At 63.3% G+C, this 15,893-nt stretch carries 19 protein-coding genes and 1 pseudogene; 8 read left to right on the top strand and 12 right to left on the bottom strand.

Annotated features, from left to right (window positions below):
* Positions 1–48 precede the first annotated feature (48 nt).
* Positions 49–1,065, bottom strand: a complete 1,017-nt coding sequence (locus AC0L15_RS09030; protein WP_027152316.1) for a polyprenyl synthetase family protein — start codon at positions 1,063–1,065, stop codon at positions 49–51.
* A gap of 162 nt (positions 1,066–1,227) precedes the next feature.
* On the opposite strand from AC0L15_RS09030, the gene AC0L15_RS09025 reads away from it, so the two are divergent.
* The 6 genes from AC0L15_RS09025 (at position 1,228) to moaB (ending at position 4,943) form a co-directional block, all read left to right on the top strand.
* On the top strand, positions 1,228–1,452 hold the full coding sequence (locus AC0L15_RS09025; RefSeq protein WP_023799382.1) for a putative signal transducing protein: 225 nt from the start codon (positions 1,228–1,230) through the stop codon (positions 1,450–1,452).
* Complete coding sequence (locus AC0L15_RS09020; protein WP_287236961.1) at positions 1,452–2,252, top strand: tRNA1(Val) (adenine(37)-N6)-methyltransferase; 801 nt, start codon at positions 1,452–1,454, stop codon at positions 2,250–2,252. Before AC0L15_RS09025 ends, AC0L15_RS09020 begins: the two co-directional genes overlap by 1 nt.
* Positions 2,253–2,338: 86 nt before the next feature.
* Positions 2,339–3,205 (top strand): S49 family peptidase, encoded by an 867-nt coding sequence (locus AC0L15_RS09015; protein WP_287288283.1) that lies wholly within the window; start codon positions 2,339–2,341, stop codon positions 3,203–3,205.
* Positions 3,206–3,285: 80 nt separating this feature from the next.
* Positions 3,286–3,471, top strand: coding sequence for a membrane protein (locus AC0L15_RS09010; RefSeq protein ID WP_027152312.1), 186 nt, complete (start codon positions 3,286–3,288; stop codon positions 3,469–3,471).
* Between the two features lie 25 nt (positions 3,472–3,496).
* Entirely contained in the window at positions 3,497–4,399 is a 903-nt protein-coding gene (locus AC0L15_RS09005; protein WP_287318703.1) for a 4-(cytidine 5'-diphospho)-2-C-methyl-D-erythritol kinase, read from the top strand.
* Positions 4,386–4,943: a molybdenum cofactor biosynthesis protein B gene (gene moaB, locus AC0L15_RS09000; protein ID WP_287288289.1), complete on the top strand. Its 558-nt coding sequence runs from the start codon at positions 4,386–4,388 to the stop codon at positions 4,941–4,943. The genes AC0L15_RS09005 and moaB overlap by 14 nt, the downstream gene beginning before the upstream one ends.
* A gap of 46 nt (positions 4,944–4,989) precedes the next feature.
* On the opposite strand, the gene AC0L15_RS08995 is transcribed toward moaB, so the two are convergent.
* The 5 genes and pseudogenes from AC0L15_RS08995 to AC0L15_RS08975 form a co-directional block, all read right to left on the bottom strand.
* A complete protein-coding gene (locus AC0L15_RS08995) occupies positions 4,990–5,955 on the bottom strand; it encodes a phytanoyl-CoA dioxygenase family protein (protein WP_128167704.1) in 966 nt (321 codons plus the stop codon).
* Positions 5,956–6,213: 258 nt separating this feature from the next.
* Entirely contained in the window at positions 6,214–7,038 is an 825-nt protein-coding gene (locus AC0L15_RS08990; protein ID WP_287318602.1) for an MBL fold metallo-hydrolase, read from the bottom strand.
* 192 nt (positions 7,039–7,230) lie between these two features.
* Positions 7,231–8,166 (bottom strand): cyclase family protein, encoded by a 936-nt coding sequence (locus AC0L15_RS08985; protein ID WP_287288294.1) that lies wholly within the window; start codon positions 8,164–8,166, stop codon positions 7,231–7,233.
* Positions 8,167–8,319: 153 nt separating this feature from the next.
* Positions 8,320–8,611, bottom strand: a pseudogene (locus AC0L15_RS08980) (type II toxin-antitoxin system prevent-host-death family antitoxin).
* Positions 8,612–8,796: 185 nt separating this feature from the next.
* Complete coding sequence (locus AC0L15_RS08975; protein WP_473496254.1) at positions 8,797–9,303, bottom strand: glycosyltransferase; 507 nt, start codon at positions 9,301–9,303, stop codon at positions 8,797–8,799.
* A gap of 151 nt (positions 9,304–9,454) precedes the next feature.
* On the opposite strand from AC0L15_RS08975, the gene AC0L15_RS08970 reads away from it, so the two are divergent.
* Together AC0L15_RS08970 and AC0L15_RS08965 are read left to right on the top strand one after the other, a co-directional pair.
* Positions 9,455–10,609 (top strand): PA0069 family radical SAM protein, encoded by a 1,155-nt coding sequence (locus AC0L15_RS08970; protein WP_027152303.1) that lies wholly within the window; start codon positions 9,455–9,457, stop codon positions 10,607–10,609.
* Between the two features lie 154 nt (positions 10,610–10,763).
* Positions 10,764–11,459, top strand: coding sequence for a ribonuclease HII (locus AC0L15_RS08965; protein ID WP_473496253.1), 696 nt, complete (start codon positions 10,764–10,766; stop codon positions 11,457–11,459).
* 174 nt (positions 11,460–11,633) lie between these two features.
* Here the strand turns inward: AC0L15_RS08965 and AC0L15_RS08960 are convergent, their stop codons facing one another.
* The 6 genes from AC0L15_RS08960 to AC0L15_RS08935 form a co-directional block, all read right to left on the bottom strand.
* A complete protein-coding gene (locus AC0L15_RS08960; RefSeq protein ID WP_128179833.1) occupies positions 11,634–12,125 on the bottom strand; it encodes a F0F1 ATP synthase subunit B in 492 nt (163 codons plus the stop codon).
* 10 nt (positions 12,126–12,135) lie between these two features.
* Positions 12,136–12,735, bottom strand: a complete 600-nt coding sequence (locus tag AC0L15_RS08955) for a F0F1 ATP synthase subunit B (RefSeq protein WP_023799396.1) — start codon at positions 12,733–12,735, stop codon at positions 12,136–12,138.
* A 77-nt stretch (positions 12,736–12,812) separates the two neighbouring features.
* Entirely contained in the window at positions 12,813–13,037 is a 225-nt protein-coding gene (locus tag AC0L15_RS08950; protein WP_023799397.1) for a F0F1 ATP synthase subunit C, read from the bottom strand.
* An 81-nt stretch (positions 13,038–13,118) separates the two neighbouring features.
* Positions 13,119–13,877, bottom strand: coding sequence for a F0F1 ATP synthase subunit A (locus tag AC0L15_RS08945; protein ID WP_077381387.1), 759 nt, complete (start codon positions 13,875–13,877; stop codon positions 13,119–13,121).
* A gap of 70 nt (positions 13,878–13,947) precedes the next feature.
* Complete coding sequence (locus tag AC0L15_RS08940) at positions 13,948–14,346, bottom strand: AtpZ/AtpI family protein (RefSeq protein ID WP_023799399.1); 399 nt, start codon at positions 14,344–14,346, stop codon at positions 13,948–13,950.
* A gap of 242 nt (positions 14,347–14,588) precedes the next feature.
* A complete protein-coding gene (locus tag AC0L15_RS08935) occupies positions 14,589–15,773 on the bottom strand; it encodes a cell wall hydrolase (RefSeq protein ID WP_287245164.1) in 1,185 nt (394 codons plus the stop codon).
* Between the last annotated feature and the right edge of the window lie 120 nt (positions 15,774–15,893).

The raw sequence follows: 15,893 nt of genomic DNA, 5'->3' as shown, positions 1-15,893 counted from the left end.
GACCAAAACACGGGCCGGCGCCGTGCCGGCCAAATGTCGGCGATATCTTCAGTTCACCCGGCTGATGCAGAAATCGATGACGTCGAGCAGCGCCGATTTCTGCGGCGTCGCTTCGAGCGGCGCCAGCGCGTCGCGGGCGATCTCGCCGAAATGGCCGGCGCGCCCGATGGTGTCGGCGATAGCGCCGTGGCGGGTCATCAATCCGATTGCCTTTTCCAGCCCGGCGTCATCGGTGACATTGTCCTCGATGGCGCGCTTCCAGAAACTGCGTTCGGCCTTGGTGCCGCGCCGGTAGGCGAGGATCACCGGCAGCGTCACCTTGCCTTCGCGAAAGTCGTCGCCGACATTCTTGCCCAGATCCGTGCTGGTGCCGCCATAATCCAGCGCATCGTCGATCAGCTGGAAGGCAAGGCCGAGATTCATGCCATAGGAGCGCAGTGCAGCGCGATCGTTTCGCGTCGCCTGGGCGATGACCGGACCGACCTCGGCGGCGGCCGAGAACAGGGCAGCGGTCTTGGCCTTGATCACCGCGAAATGCTCATCCTCCGTGGTTTCGAGGTTCTTGGCGGCGGCGAGCTGCATCACCTCGCCCTCGGCGATGATCGAGGCGGCGCTGGACAGGATGTCGAGCGCTTCCAGCGAACCGACATCGACCATCATGCGAAACGCCTGGCCAAGCAGGAAATCGCCGACCAGCACGCTCGCCTGGTTGCCCCAGATCATGCGGGCGGTCTTCTTGCCGCGCCGCATGCCGCTCTCGTCGACGACATCGTCGTGGAGGAGCGTGGCGGTGTGCATGAACTCGACTGATGTGGCGAGCTTGACATGGCCCTCGCCGGAATAGCCGAACATCTGGGCTGAGGCGAGCGTCAGCATCGGCCTCAGCCGCTTGCCACCCGAAGAGATCAGGTGGTTGGCAATCTCCGGGATCATCTCGACGTCGGAACCGGCCTTCGACAGGATCAATTTGTTGACGCGCCCCATATCGGCCGAAGTCAGGTCGATGAGATCCTTAATGGAGGCGGCTTCCCGCTTCCCGTTTTCGATGTTGAGAACGACACCCACGACAAACTCCCGTCTTATGTCACGCGCACGACGGCACCCCGATACCGCAGCAGACTCTAGGGCGCTACCCACAGGCACGGCAAGAGGCGATTTGGCGCGGTCGAGGTGGCGACGGAAGCCACCCACGTTTACATAGACGCTGCAACCTGCGAGTTTCGTCCTATGATAGAGCTTATCCGCACCAACGACGCCGTGATCATCTCCTTTGTCGAATCGCTGATGCGCGATGCCGGCATCGGCTGTTTCGTCGCCGACCAGAACATGAGCGTGCTCGACGGTTCGATCGGCATCTTGCCCAGGCGCATCATGGTCGAAGCCGACCAGGCCGATGCGGCGCGGCGTATCCTGACGGATGCCGGCATCGCCAACGAGATGCGCCAGAAGTAATGTCCGCGGCGCGCGCCACTCTTGTCCAGGACACGCCGGCCCATACCGTCGATGCTTTCCATCGCGGGCGGTTCTGGCTGGTGCAGCCGAAACAGGCAGGCCATCGCGCCGGCATGGACGCCATGATGCTGGCGGCTGCCGTGCCGTCCTCCTTCGCCGGGCGCCTTGCCGATTTCGGCGCGGGTGCTGGCGCCGCAGGCCTGGCCGTGCTGTCGCGCTGTCCTGATGCCGAGGCCGTGCTCATCGAACGGTCTCCGGAAATGGCGGCCTTCGCCGCAACGACGCTTGCCCACCCCGGTAATGCGCATCTCAACGACCGCGCCTCGGTGCTCGCCGCCGACGTCGCGCTGTCGGGCCAGGCACGAGCCGCCACTGGGCTTGCCGACAATTCCTTCGATTTCGTCATCATGAACCCACCCTTCAACGCCGCCGAGGATCGCGCCACGCCCGACCCGCTCAGGAAGGCGGCGCATGTGATGGAGGACGGGCTGTTCGACAGCTGGATCCGAAGCGCGGCTGCCGTGGTCAGGCCGCGCGGCGGTCTTGCCGTGATTGCCAGGCCCGATCAGCTCGGCGCTATCCTCGATGCGATTTCGGGCCGCTTCGGCGACGCCGAGATGCTGGCCGTCCACCCCCGCCCCGAGGTAGCGGCGATCCGCATCGTCGTCAGGGCAATCCTCGGCGCACGCGGAAAACTGTCGATCCGCCCGCCGCTGATGCTGCACGCGCAATCTGGTGACGGCCCCACGGAGCGGACCGAGATGATCAACAACGGGATGGCTTCGCTGTTCGGCGACTGAGCCTTTTTAGCCGGCCGGGCGTCTCGGCATTGCCGTTGGCCGGCGAATCCCTACATGCCTTCAAGCCAATTTTGACCGGAGACCCCGTGAAACGCTTCCTGAACCGCCTGCTGCCGAAATCCTGGCGCTCCGACATCGTCACCATTCCCGTCATCCGGCTGCACGGCACCATCATGCCCGGCGGCGGCCCGTTCCGGCCGAGCCTGTCGCTGGCATCTACCGCTGGCCCTATTGAGAAGGCGTTTTCCTTCGACGCGCCCGCGGTCGCCATTTCGATCAATTCGCCGGGCGGCTCGCCGGTGCAGTCGCGGCTGATCTTCAGACGCATCCGCGACCTGGCGAGCGAGAAGAACAAAAAAGTCCTGGTCTTCGTCGAGGACGTGGCGGCGTCGGGCGGCTACATGATCGCGGTCGCGGGCGACGAGATCATTGCCGATCCGTCGTCTATCGTCGGTTCGATCGGCGTGGTGTCGGCCTCATTCGGCTTTCCCGAGCTGTTGAAGAAGATCGGCGTCGAGCGCCGCGTCCATACGGCCGGCCAGAACAAGGCGGTGCTCGATCCGTTCAAGCCAGAGAAGAAGGAAGATATCGAGCGGCTGAAGGCGCTGCAGGTCGAGGTCCACGAGACCTTCATCGACCTCGTCAAGGACCGGCGCGGGGCCAAGCTCAAGGACGACCCGGACCTGTTCACCGGACTGTTCTGGACAGGCAAGAAGGGACTGGAACTCGGCCTTGTCGATGCACTCGGCGATATGCGCAGCGTGCTGAGGGCCCGTTTCGGGCCAAAAACCCAGCTCAAGCTGATCACGGCGCCGCGCGGCCTGTTCGGCCGCTTCGGCTGGTTCGGCTCAAGCAGAGGCGGCTTTTCGGCGCCCGAGATCGCCGCTGCTGCCGCAAGCGGCGTGATCGATGCGGCGGAAGAGCGCGCACTATGGGCGCGCTTCGGGCTTTGAAAAACCGGCGAAAGCGTTTAACTTGAAAGTTTGACCGTCCGACCGGCGCCGCAGTCGGCCTTGCGAGGGAGGAGTTTGACATGCCACAGATCATTTTCTTCATCGCAGTCGGCCTGCTCGCCTATTTCGGCTATCGCTCCTTCGTCAGGGAAGCCGAGCGCGTGACGGCCAAGATACGGCGCACCGAAAAGCAGGCTAGCAACGGCACAATGGGCACGCTGGTCAGGGACCCGAAGACCGGCGAATACCGCCTGGCCAAGGACTGACATCATCCCCCTCGTGACTGAGACAGTGGCTTCCGGCAATAGGGTCCGGGCATTGCATGCGCATGCCAAGATAAATCTCGCGCTGCACGTCACCGGCAGGCGCGCCGACGGCTATCACATGATCGAGAGCCTGGCGGTGTTCACGCGCTTCGGCGACCGGGTTGACATCGAACTCGCCGACAGCGACGGGTTTTTCGTGTCGGGCCGATATGCCTACGCAGTCCCGCTCGACGACAGCAATCTGGTCGTGAAAGCGCGCGATGCGCTGCGAAAACAGGCTGGTCTGCGGCATACGCCGCCGGTCGCAATCAGGCTCGAAAAGAACCTGCCGGTTGCATCCGGCGTCGGCGGCGGGTCGAGCGACGCCGCAACGGCGCTGCGCGGGCTGGTTGAGACATGGAGACTTGACCTCGACGATGCCGACCTGGCGCGGGTCGGCCTCTCGCTGGGCGCCGACGTTCCGATGTGCCTTATGGCAAGGCCGCTGATCGCGCGCGGCGTCGGTGACGAATTGTCGGCCGTGCCGGGCTTTCCCGCACTCGGGCTGGTTCTCGTCAATCCCGGCACTGCCATCTCCACGGCCGAGGTGTTCAATGCGCTTTCCCATCGCGACAATGAGGGGCTGCCGCCGCTGCCGCGCAGCCTCGACTTCCACAGCATCCGTAATTGGCTGGAGATCACGCGCAACGACCTCGAGCCTGCGGCACGGGCGATCCAACCTGCCATCGGCAAGGCACTTTCGGTGCTCAACAAGGCCGGAGCGGGGTTCGCGCGAATGTCCGGTTCCGGTGCGACCTGTTTTGGGCTGTTCGAGACCGGCAATGTCGCCAAACGCGCGGCCGTCGATATCCGCAGCCGCCATCCCGACTGGTTCGTCGCCGCGACGCGAAGCATGACATCGGAGCTTGACGCATATGGCCAGGATTGACGAAAGCCGTTCCTTCATTCCCGTGCGCATCGCGGTGCTGACCGTTTCCGATACGCGCAGCCCTGCCGACGACAAATCCGGCCAGACGCTGGCCGACCGCATCGTCGAGGCCGGCCATATTCTCGCCGGCCGCGACATCGTCACCGACGATCGCGAGAAAATCCGCGACAAGGTTCAGAACTGGTCGAGGGACGAAGCGATCGATGTCGTCATCACCACCGGCGGCACCGGTTTTACCGGCCGCGACGTAACGCCGGAGGCGCTGGAGCCGATCTTCGAAAAGCGCATGGACGGCTTTTCCGAAGTGTTCCACCGCATTTCCTACGACAAGATCGGCACTTCGACGATCCAGAGCCGGGCGACTGGCGGCGTCGTCAACGCGACCTTCGTCTTCGTGCTGCCGGGTTCGCCCGGCGCCTGCAAGGACGCCTGGGACGGCATTTTGAAGCCGCAGCTCGACTACCGGCACATGCCCTGCAACTTCGTCGAGATCATGCCGCGCCTGGACGAGCATCTGCGGCGCGGCGGCACCAAGGCGAGTTAGACCAGGTTCTCAAAAGGCTGTTCGGGACCAGAACCAGCGCCGAAAATCACCGAATAACCGGCTCGCCGTGGAATCGCCGGCGCGAGGGCGGCGATACGCCGAAGCCGACTTCCATCATCAGCCGCGGCTTGCGCGTCGGCACGGTGCCCATGTGGAAGCCGAAGGGATCCTCGACGAAGCCCGATCCCGCCTCGCCGGTCAGCGTAATCGGACTCTGCGCGCCGTAGACATTCAGAACCTCTTCCGCGGGATGGCCGACGAGGAGCGTCAACTGGTGCTTGAGGGTGCGGCGGTTGTGGCTGCCGCGGACATAGACATGGGGGCCAGTCTCGGCATCGACCGGATTGAGATAGAAGAAGAATTTCAGCATCCGCCAATCGTCGAGATCGAAGTGGTACTTGCCAAGCGACGCCAGGTTCTTCTCGGCGTCGGAGGCGGAGCTCGTCGGAAAGCTCCACCAGACGCGCGTGGTGATCAGCTTCGCCTGGCTGCCGAGATAATGGGCGGCGATGTCGAGAAGCAGCGGATCGCGCTGTACGGTAAGCGCAGCGTTACAGTCGAGGATCCGCTCGAAAAAGTGGCCGCTGAGCAAGGGACGGCCGAAGCGCTTCTCGGCCTCTGCGTGCTTTGCCGGCAGGAACTCCAGCCGACGGTCGAAATTACCGAAGCAAGGCGTGCGCTGCGCGAAGCTGGCGATCTCCTCGTGAATCGACTGCGGCAGCGCAAGTCCGGAAAAGAGCCCGTCCGAGCGGAGCGCGCCGACCACCGCATCACGGTCGATGCCAGTGAACACCGTTTCCTGGACTTCTTGTGCCGGTCGAACCGGTTTTGCGCCACGCCAATGCAACCGCCGCGCCGGCATGGTACGCGCCAGCATGAACATCGGCAGCCATGCCGGGTTCTCGCGAAGGTCCGACAGATAGGTCGGAATCCGCACGGCAATGCGGCGCAGCAGGCTGCCGTTTCGAGCGATCGACTCGAGGCTTGCAGCACCGGATTTGTCAGGGGTCATAAGGATCCTCAGCTGTGAGGGCGGCGCCGACGAAACGTCGGCCGCTCAACGCTCAGGCGTTACCCAAACCCGTCCGCCCGCATCACAGGAACGGTAATCCCCGGTCAGGCTTTGTGCAATGCACAATAAAAGGATCGCCCGGAATCCTTCTGGCAAGCTTGACGGAGCATTAACGCTCGTTGAGTTCGCGACAGCGCGTGATTTGAGCGAGGTGGAGTAGTGAGGCCGCGCACAGCGGAGAAGGCCGCGACGAAGCGGTCAAACCCCGTCGAGGATGATGATCGTCGGCCGGTCGGGCAGGGTCTTCAGTGAGACCGTCAGCGACCGGCCGGAGAAGAATTCCACCGCGAAATCGTCGCCCATCCTACCTGTGAATTCGCTGATCGGGGTCGAATGGCGATGCATCGGCAGGATCATCGAGGAATAGAGCCGCGCGGTGATTTCAGTCATCCGGTCGAGCGACAGCGTCATGCCGCCGTCGATAGGCACCATAAGGATATCGAGCCGGCCGATGGCGCCGTAATGCGCATCCTCCAGCCGGTGGTGCAGATGGCCGAGATGGCCGATGCAGAGTCCAGCCACTTCGAAAATGAAGATGGAATTGCCGTCCTTGCCGAGATCGCCGCCATTGCGGATATCCGTCGGCACGTTGCGGATATAGACATCGTCGACGACAAGGGCGTGGCGCGCCGGACCGCCGTCCGGATTCCAGCCGCGCAGCACATATTCGATGGCGGGATCGACATGGTCCGAATAATGGGTGCGGTGGGCCTTGTTCATAGTCACGACGCGCGGCAGCGGGTCGGCGCCATAGACGCCAGAAAAGTCGGTGGCGATCCTGACGCCGGCGGGTGTCTCGATAACGTAGGTCGAATGGCCGGCATAGGTGATCGTAACGTCACCGTCGACGAAAGCCTGGGCCAGCCGAGACGGCTGCGCCTTTGGCGCCGTGAAGCTGGCATAGGTGGCTGACGGCAGCGCTTCAGCGATCGCAACGCATCTCGACGGCGGCTCGTCCCGGGCCGAAGCGGCGAACGGCCAGAAAGCCACAGTCAGCAGAACGGCGGCGGATAGGCGGAGCAAGGCTGTCTCCCGTGGCAGGATTGGCGCTCATGCCACGATAGCGCTAGCAATTGTGATGGCTATCATCGGGACAGTCACGTTTTCGCGAGCGCCGGAGGGCTGGTCGTCTGAACCTTTTGTCCCGACTTGCGCCACAAATCGCGTGGAATGGGACGTGCCACGGCCCTGCCGCCCCGATGATATCCTCTACTATCAGGGCGTCGGGCGGAAGACGCCGTTCTCGTCGCGCTTGAGCGGCGCGGTTTGCCGGGAAAGCGGCGCACCAGGCGCTTCGGTGACCGAGACGCCCTCCGTCCAGTCGGCGGGTGCAATCGCGATGTAACGCGCGTACCCGCCTGACCCGCCGAGCGGCTTGGCGAAGCCGATTGTGACCAACGCACCGGCCTCCGGCACCTTGTCGAGATTTGCGACGCCTTCTGCCTGGGTGAAATCGTTGTGAAGCAGCCAGTGTTCGCCTTCGAGATTGGGCGTGGTGTCAGTGTCGAGCGGCTCATGGCCATGAAACAGGATCTTCCGCTCCCGATGCAGGAATTTCAGTGCGTCCAAACTGACGCCCGGAAACGGTTTTTGGTTGAAGCGGGCGACATCGGACCATTTCTTGTACCAATCCGAACGCACGAAGACGACTGAACCTTCCGGTATGCGGCCGTGCCGCTTTTCCCACTCCTCGATGTCGGCGACCTGGAGGTGATAGCCTTCGTCAGTCCGCACCTTGCCGCTGATGTCGATGACGACGAGCGGCCGCACGGCATAGGTGGCCGGCAGGTCGCTGATCGTTGCGCCGAGCGGGTTCCAGTGGGAGGGCGGATCGAGCTGCGTGCCATATTGGTCCGTCGTCAACTCGTAGGCGCTCGCGACAAACCCGTGCTTGTCGTAAGTGAACTCTTCGCCGGCCTTGACGTAGCCATCGATGTCCTTCCCGGCGACAGCCGGCCTGAACCTGGCATTGGCGAAGCCCGGCCATACCGGCTGCACCGGCTCGAAGGCGTGGGTCAGATCGATGTACTTGGCCGATTTGAGCGTGTTCTCATAAACCGACCAAAGCGACGATTCCTGCGCCACCGCGATCGCCGGAACTGAGCAAGCGGCTGACAGCAAGGCGATACGAACGAATTTGGATATATTCATCGGTGATCTCCCCGAAATCTCGCCGAGTATCGCGAGTTTCCCGCAGGACGACAAGCATGTGCATTCCTCCCACGAATGTCGCGCCAATGCGGCCCCTCGCGGTGTTGCCAATGCCAGAGATAAGAATAACGAAAGACGTGGCCGACTTTGATTTCAGCCGGCAGCATTTTTTGCTGTCAGGCTCTTTGTCCCGTTGAGTTCCTCATTGAGATGGTCGAGACCCGGATCCATTTCGGAGGCTTCGACCGCGGCGATTTCGTCGGCGCCGAGTTCCGCTGTCAGCTCGACCCGCCGGTCGCGCTTCGACAGCCGGACAATCCTCGTAGGCCAGCAACACGGTGCGCGGGCGGCCATTCTTGGTGATGATGACCGGATCGCGCACGCGGCATCCTGATAAAGCGCCGAAGTTTTTCGAGACGGCGGCGGTGGTGACGGTGATGGTCATCGGCAAGGCTCCTTTGCTCCGGAATATACGGGCTTCAGGCAATACGCAGAGGTTGGCACCCCGATCCAAGCGCCACATCGCCCCACAACCTCGCAAACTGCGGTCTCGTAGAAGACGACCTCAGCGAATTGCCGCAGCAAACGACGCGACCGACCCTCGCCCGCTTGCCGGCAAAGAGACGACCGTCACTTCACCGGCGCCACCCAGATTTCGGCGTCGAGCCTCTTGGTCGCAAGGCCGCGGGCGATGGCCTCGGCGCTGCGGGCGTTTTTCGATAAGGCCGCGGCCTGACGCTTGCTGATCACCAGCCCTTCGGCCAGTGCCCGGTTTCCAGAAAACACCCGCGACAGGAACGGGACGCGGCTGCCGCGCGCCCGCGAGAATCGCGCCGGCATGGTTTGCCTGGCGGTGTGGGCGACGACCTCGTCGATCCAGCCCTCGCCCAAACGCGCGCCCGGCTCCAGCAGCAGCAGCCAGTCGCCCTTGGCCTGCCTGATGGCGGCAGCGATGCCGCCGCTCGCCACATAAAGGCAGCCGGCATGTTCGGCAACGCGGTGCGTCTGGTCGGTCGAGCCGGTGTCGCAAACGATGACGTCGCGCACCACGCCCTCGACCGCGCCGCCGATCAGCGAGGCGAGCGTGCGGGCGAGTCTTTCCTCGTCATTCAGGGTCTGGATGAGAACGCTGAGCATCGTTAGCCGAATAGCGGAAAGCCGGGCACAGCGCCAGTTTTTGCGTCGCCCCATAAAAATGTTCTTGCTTTGTTCCAACGGATAAAATAGGATTATTTTCATGAACAGAGCGATTCGACAGCCAGCCGACAGTCCCTGGGAGAGGGCGAAGATGGAACAGATCGTACGTGCCGACATTGCTGCCTTCGGGGCTGGAAGAGCCGAGATGGCCAATGCAATGATCGAGCAGAGCGGCGTCCGTATCCGTCCGGAGCGCAATCGCGGCCGGTCCGCCGGCATCAACCCGTCCGGCCGGTTCGAACCGGTCAGCAGGCATGTGTTCGACGATGGCTGGAATTCGCTTGAGGAGCTGCCGCCGTTCAAGACCGAGGTGCAGGTCGAGAAGCCGCGCACCATCGTCACCCGCAACGAATCGCCCGACATTTCCTTCGACCGCTCGATCAATCCGTATCGCGGCTGCGAACATGGCTGCGTCTATTGCTTCGCGCGGCCGACGCACAGCTTCATGGGCCTGTCGCCGGGACTGGATTTCGAATCGAAGCTGTTCGCCAAGCCGGATGCGGCGCGGCTGCTCGACAAGGAATTGTCGAAGGACGGCTACCAGCCGCGCACCATTGCCATCGGCACCAACACCGATCCCTATCAGCCGATCGAGAAGCAGTACCGGATCATGCGCGAGATCCTCGAAGTGCTGGAGGCGCGTGGCCACCCGGTCGGCATCGTCACCAAATCCGCGCTGGTGACGCGCGACATCGACATTCTGTCGCGCATGGCCGAACGCGGGCTGGCCAAGGTGGCGCTGTCGGTGACGACGCTCGACCGTATGCTGGCCAGAACGATGGAGCCGCGCGCGTCGACGCCGACCAAGCGGCTGGAGGCGATCAGGCAGCTTTCGGATGCCGGCATTCCGGCCTCGGTCATGGTCGCTCCGATCATCCCCGGCCTGACCGATCAGGAGATGGAACGAATCCTCGATTCGGCACGTGCGGCAGGAGCGCGCGAGGCCGGCTACGTCCTGCTGCGCCTGCCGCTGGAGGTCGCGCCGATCTTCAAGGATTGGCTGCTGCGTCATTATCCGGACCGCTACCGTCACGTCATGTCGCTGATCCGCTCGATGCGCGACGGCAAGGATTACGATTCGGAATGGGGCAAGCGCATGAAAGGCTCCGGCCCCTATGCCTGGCAGATCGGCCGGCGCTTCGAGATTGCCGCCAAACGGCTTGGCCTCAACGCCGAGCGGCGGTCGCTCAGGACCGACCAGTTCGTCGCCGCAGCCAAGGCAACCGAGCAACTGATGCTGCTTTGAAGACATCGTCTGCCGCCGACGCCGGCGGCAGATGAAAAAATCCCGTCCGGCCTGTCCTGTCCCCGGGCTTGCAGACGGTGCCCTCCGGTCCGGTGCCTCACCCGACCCGGAGGGGCTTGCGGAGAATCGGAGCCGATGCGAACCTCGCCGCAACATGGCTCGCGCGCGTTCTGATTCTCCGCTTCTCTTCGAAATCGTTGAGAGACCCGATTTCTCCTTCGAGACGAAGGCGATGGCCGAAGGCCTGTGGCCGGTGGCGGGAATGGACGAGGCCGGGCGCGGCCCACTGGCCGGGCCGGTCGTCGCGGCAGCGGTAGTCCTCGATCCCGCCAACATTCCCGACGGTCTCGACGATTCCAAGCGCCTCAGCCACCTGCAGCGCGAGGCGCTGTTCCTGAAAATCCTCGGCTCCGCTCTTGCCGTGTCGATGGCCTCGGTCAGCGCGGAAGGCATCGATGGCAGCAATATTCTCAAGGCCAGCCTCGAGGCGATGCGCCGCGCCTTGGTCGGGCTCTCGGTGCAGCCAAAGCTGGCCCTGGCCGACGGTCGCGACGTGCCGCCCGGACTGCCATGCGAAGGCAGAGCGCTGATCAAGGGCGACCAGCGCTCGCAGTCGATCGCCGCCGCCTCGATCGTCGCCAAGGTGATGCGCGACCGCATGATGTGCGGCTGCGGCAGTCATCACGCGGATTACGGTTTCGAGCTCCATATGGGCTACGCCACGGTCCGCCACCGCACATCGATCGAGGTGCATGGACCGGTGGCGCGGCTGCACCGCGCGTCCTTCGCACCGTTCCGGCTTGGCGGAACCGAAGTGCTCGACGAAGAGAGTTTTTCGGGTCTGGATTGACCGCTTTCTCCCCCTGAGGGGGAGATGGCCGGGAGGCCAGAGGGGGTAGCCGCGCGTGAAGCGCCGCGCCCCTCTTTCATTCGACATATTATCCGATAGGGCGCCGCGACGCCGAGGCGACCCCCTCTGTCGCCTTCGGCGACATCTCCCCCTCAACGGGGGGAGATTCTCTCCTTAATTCAGCCTGGACTTGACGTCCTGAAGCGAGGCCTGGAACAGGTCGGCGCCCGCCTTGGCGTCAATCTTGGCGGCGAGCAGCGTGCGGGCGGCTTCGACGGCGATATCGACGGCACTGGCGCGCACTTCGCCGATCGCCTCGCGCTCCGCCTGACCGATCTTCTGTTCGGCAAGCGCGGTGCGCCGGGTGACATAGTCCTCGGTCTTCTTGTGCGCCTCGGCAGCCAGCATGTCGGCCTCGCGCTTGGCGGCGGCGACGATGTCGGCGGCCTCCTGCTCGGCTTCCTTGCGCTTGCGCTGGTATTGGCCGAGCAGTTGCTGGGCCTCCTCGCGTAGCCGACGCGCTTCTTCAAGCTCGTTGCTGATCTTGTCGGCGCGGGCGTCGAGCGCCTTGGCGATCAGCTTAGGCACCTTGACGTAGACGGCAATGCCCAGAAAAATGACGAGGGCAACGGTGGCCCAAAGCGTCGCGAGTGATGTGGCGTCCATGATGCGCTCCTCACCGGGCCACGGATTTGACGGCTGCCGCGATCTCGGCCTTGCTGGCCTTGCCGCCGACAAGCGCCTCGACGATTGCCGAAGCCGTGTCCTCGGCGATCGTGCCGACTTCCTTCATGGCATTGGCCTTGATGGTCGAAATGCGAGCCTCGGCTTCGCCAAGCTTCTGGTCAAGCGCTGCCTCGACCTTCTTGCGGGCGGCCTCGGCTTCCGCCTTGGCGGCGTCGTTGGCCTGCTGGCCGATCGCATTGGCCTTGGTCTTGGCCTCCGCCAGTTCCTGCTCATAGGCGGCAACGGCGGCATCGGCCTCGCCCTTCAGCCTGGCGGCATGGTCGAGGTCCTGGGTGATGCGGTCGTTGCGGACATCGATGATGCCGCCAACACGCGGCATCACCACCTTCTTCAGGAACAGGTAGAACAGCCCGAAGGTGATCGCCAGCCACAGAAGCTGCGACGGGAATGTCGCCGGATCGAATGGCGGGAACACGCCGTGCGCCTCGGCAGGCACACCGGTGCCGGAATGCGTATCGCCTTCCGTGCCGGTATGGCCGCCTTCGACGGCGGGCGCGGACTCTTGCGCAAAGGCAGATGTCACGAACATCGACTATCCCCTGATGTCAGGCCTGCCGCCGATTTGCGGCCGGCCCTTCCAATTCCCAATGTTAGCCGAACAGGGGCTCAGCCGAACAGGGCCAAAAGCGCGATGAGCAGGGAGAAGATGCCCAGCGCTTCAGTCACGGCGAAGCCGAAGATCAGGCGGCCGAACTGGCCATCCGCGGCCGACGGGTTGCGCAGCGCGCCCGCCAGATAGCTGCCGAAGATGTTGCCAAGGCCAATACCGGCGCCACCCATGCCGAGGCATGCGATGCCGGCGCCGATGAACTTTGCTGCTTCTGCTTCCATGTGTTCAACTCCTTTGGATCTAAAAATTCCGTTGCGATTTCTATCCCGGCAGCAGGGCCGGAAACTCTTGGGTCAACTGGGTCAGTGCCCGGGATGCAGGGCGTCGTTCAGATACATGCAGGTCAGCACGGCAAAGACGTAGGCCTGCAGGAAGGCGACCAGCAGCTCCAGCGCCGTCAGCGCCACGGCCATCGCCAGCGGCAGGACCGATCCGGCAATGCCGAGCGTGCCAAGCGCGCTCAAGCTCACCACGAAGCCCGAAAACACCTTCAGCGTGATGTGGCCGGCCAGCATGTTGGCGAACAGACGAACCGAGAGGCTGACCGGGCGCGATACGAAGGAAATCACCTCGATCAGCACCACCAGCGGCAGCAGGTAAACCGGCACGCCATGCGGCACGAACAGTTTCAGGAAACCAAGGCCATGCTTCATGAAGCCGTAGACGACGACGGTTCCGATCACCAGCGCGGCAAGGCCGAAGGTGACGATGATATGGCTGGTGACGGTGAAGAAATATGGAAAAAGACCGAGCAGATTGGCAACGAGCACGAACATGAACAGCGAAAATACCAAGGGAAAGAACTTCATGCCTTGGGTTCCGGCTGCGTCCCTCAGCATGTTGCCGACGAATTCGTAGGCCATTTCCGAGACCGACTGAAGACGGCTGGGAACGAGGCTGCGGCTCGAGGTGCTGAGATAGAGGAACGCCGAGGCGACGGCGACGGTCGCGACCATGAAGAGCGCCGAATTGGTGAACGACAGGTCGTAGCCGCCGATCTCGATCGGAATCAGCTTGTTGATATGGAACTGGTGGATCGGATCGACCTTGTCAGCAGCCACTTTATATCCCCATCAAAGCCGCGCGCGGCTTTAGTGTCCTGTTCACTGCGCCGGCAAGCGGCGCCTCAAGTCATTCTTTCGGATCGCGGGCTTTGTCGCCCTGTCCGAATTCCGCCATAAGTCCCGCGGAGCGCAGGACATTGAGCACGCCGGCGCCAAAACCGAGCAGCAAAAAAACAATCAGACCCCATGGCGATGTCCCCGCCACACGGTCGATGATCCAGCCAAGACCAGCACCAACCACTATCCCGGCGATGAACTCGCTGGATAGCTTGAGCGCCTGGCCATATCCGGCCGCACTGCCCGCTTTCGCGTCGTCTTTCCCCTCGAGCCGGTCCGGCCGCCTTGTTGCAAGCGATGCTTCAAGGTCGCGCCGGCGGCGCTCAAGATCGTCGTCGCGGATGTCGGCTTGACGCTGTTTGCCGCGGCCGGTTTCTCCGGTTCCGTCTGGCCCATTCTTGTCGGCCATCGCAACCCCCTTGCCCGGTCAGATCGTCACCGTCCGTCCGCTCTTAAGTCGCCGGCAACATAGTTAGAGGGTCCCCGCCCGTCAAGCCACGGGCAGGACTTCATCGTCAAGTATTTTTCCCATGAAAATCAATAGCTTGCCAGGGTGCGACATCGTGCCCGCTACCGCCGCCGGCGTGTCGCGGCCGAATCCCTGCAGCGACGGGTCTTCGATCGGGCGCGCCCGGGGCCTTGCCGGAGCGCTCAGCTCCAGCCGCCGCCATAGGTGCGATAGAAAATGTGCAGGCCGATCCTGGTCATTTTTTTCATCGTCCGCGCCCAACCCGGGTTGACGTAGTTGGCGTAGTAATGCGTCGACGATCCGACTTCCGGGATGAAGATCTTGCCGGCAGTGACCGCCATGGCGATGTCCTGCGCGGTCTTGTAGTGGGCGGGACTCTGGATGCGCTTCTTCCTGCCGTCGCAAGCGAAGGAAAACTGGCAACGGTTGAACCATTTGTCATTTTGATAGACGACGCCGCAGATCGAGTTCGGATAGGCCGGATTGCGAACGCGATTGAGAATGACCTGGGCGACGGCGGCCTGGCCGCGCACCGATTCCCCGCGCGCCTCGAAATAGATGCCGTTGGCGAGGCAAGTCTGTTCCGCTTTGGAGAAGACGCTCGCCGGCAGCGGCGTTTGCATCCACGAATGATCGCCCTTGGCCACCGGCGGAATGAAGCGGCCATCGTTCGGCTGCTCGTCCTGGAGCAAGGCCTCGAAGGGCGAAGCCTGGGCATAGTCAGGCGCGGCCGCTGCGTAGGCGGTCGCCAGGACGTCGGGGCGGTCGTTGTTGACCAGCGCGGCCAGCATGGCCGGCACGCCGGGATCCGGCTTTTTGTCGACGCGCCTATGGAACGCGGCGGCAATCTGGATCTCCTTGCCTTTGATCTCGGGCTTGGCGAAAGCCATCTTCAGCCCGCTGTCCATGCTCGGGCGAAGCAGCGAGGAAGTGCGCTTAAACACCGAGCCGGCATTGAAGTTCTTCGGCGGCGCGACCGGCGAGACGATGATGATGCGGCCCTTCTTGTCGGCGCGCATGATGCGGTCCTCGTCGGGCGTCGTGCTGGCCACGCTACCCTTGCCGCGAAACGACACGGCGCCGATGCCGGGCAACCGGACGCCGGAACCCGAGATCGAGCCGGTGGTGTCGGAATCGAGGAAAGGCATTTCTGCGGCATGGACCGAGCCGGCGACGGATTTCTCGACATAGGCGTTCCAGCGGGCGTTCGGCGCCTTGAGGCCGGAAACCAGGCTCGTCATGTCCTGGTAGGCGATGACATCGGGAAAGCCGACCCAGATGCCAAGTCCAATGACCAGAGGAGACAGAAAGGAACGTCTTTTCTCACCGGCGAAAGCGACAAGCCGCTTCAAAACACGTCGATGCACGGAACTCTCCAGAAACGCAATGGACCCCACTGGAGAGGCACGATGATGCATTAACCTTGATGGGGCGTTAACGGAGGTCGACAGCGCCAATCATTTCAAAGGCTTTTGTTGGAAACGGCT

This window comes from Mesorhizobium sp. WSM4846, assembly GCF_055811415.1.
Note: the sequence above shows the minus strand (reverse complement) of the source record. Positions and strands in the feature narration are given on the sequence as shown.

What these genes read in the sequence shown, in the direction of transcription:
- AC0L15_RS09025 (WP_023799382.1), top strand. Translation starts at nt 1,228, where the DNA reads ATGATAGAGCTTATCCGCACCAACGACGCCGTGATCATCTCCTTTGTC.
- AC0L15_RS09020 (WP_287236961.1), top strand. Translation starts at nt 1,452, where the DNA reads ATGTCCGCGGCGCGCGCCACTCTTGTCCAGGACACGCCGGCCCATACC.
- AC0L15_RS09010 (WP_027152312.1), top strand. Translation starts at nt 3,286, where the DNA reads ATGCCACAGATCATTTTCTTCATCGCAGTCGGCCTGCTCGCCTATTTC.
- moaB (WP_287288289.1), top strand. Translation starts at nt 4,386, where the DNA reads ATGGCCAGGATTGACGAAAGCCGTTCCTTCATTCCCGTGCGCATCGCG.
- AC0L15_RS08995 (WP_128167704.1), bottom strand. Translation starts at nt 5,955, where the DNA reads ATGACCCCTGACAAATCCGGTGCTGCAAGCCTCGAGTCGATCGCTCGA.
- AC0L15_RS08985 (WP_287288294.1), bottom strand. Translation starts at nt 8,166, where the DNA reads ATGAATATATCCAAATTCGTTCGTATCGCCTTGCTGTCAGCCGCTTGC.
- AC0L15_RS08975 (WP_473496254.1), bottom strand. Translation starts at nt 9,303, where the DNA reads ATGCTCAGCGTTCTCATCCAGACCCTGAATGACGAGGAAAGACTCGCC.
- AC0L15_RS08970 (WP_027152303.1), top strand. Translation starts at nt 9,455, where the DNA reads ATGGAACAGATCGTACGTGCCGACATTGCTGCCTTCGGGGCTGGAAGA.
- AC0L15_RS08965 (WP_473496253.1), top strand. Translation starts at nt 10,764, where the DNA reads ATGGCTCGCGCGCGTTCTGATTCTCCGCTTCTCTTCGAAATCGTTGAG.
- AC0L15_RS08960 (WP_128179833.1), bottom strand. Translation starts at nt 12,125, where the DNA reads ATGGACGCCACATCACTCGCGACGCTTTGGGCCACCGTTGCCCTCGTC.
- AC0L15_RS08955 (WP_023799396.1), bottom strand. Translation starts at nt 12,735, where the DNA reads ATGTTCGTGACATCTGCCTTTGCGCAAGAGTCCGCGCCCGCCGTCGAA.
- AC0L15_RS08950 (WP_023799397.1), bottom strand. Translation starts at nt 13,037, where the DNA reads ATGGAAGCAGAAGCAGCAAAGTTCATCGGCGCCGGCATCGCATGCCTC.
- AC0L15_RS08940 (WP_023799399.1), bottom strand. Translation starts at nt 14,346, where the DNA reads ATGGCCGACAAGAATGGGCCAGACGGAACCGGAGAAACCGGCCGCGGC.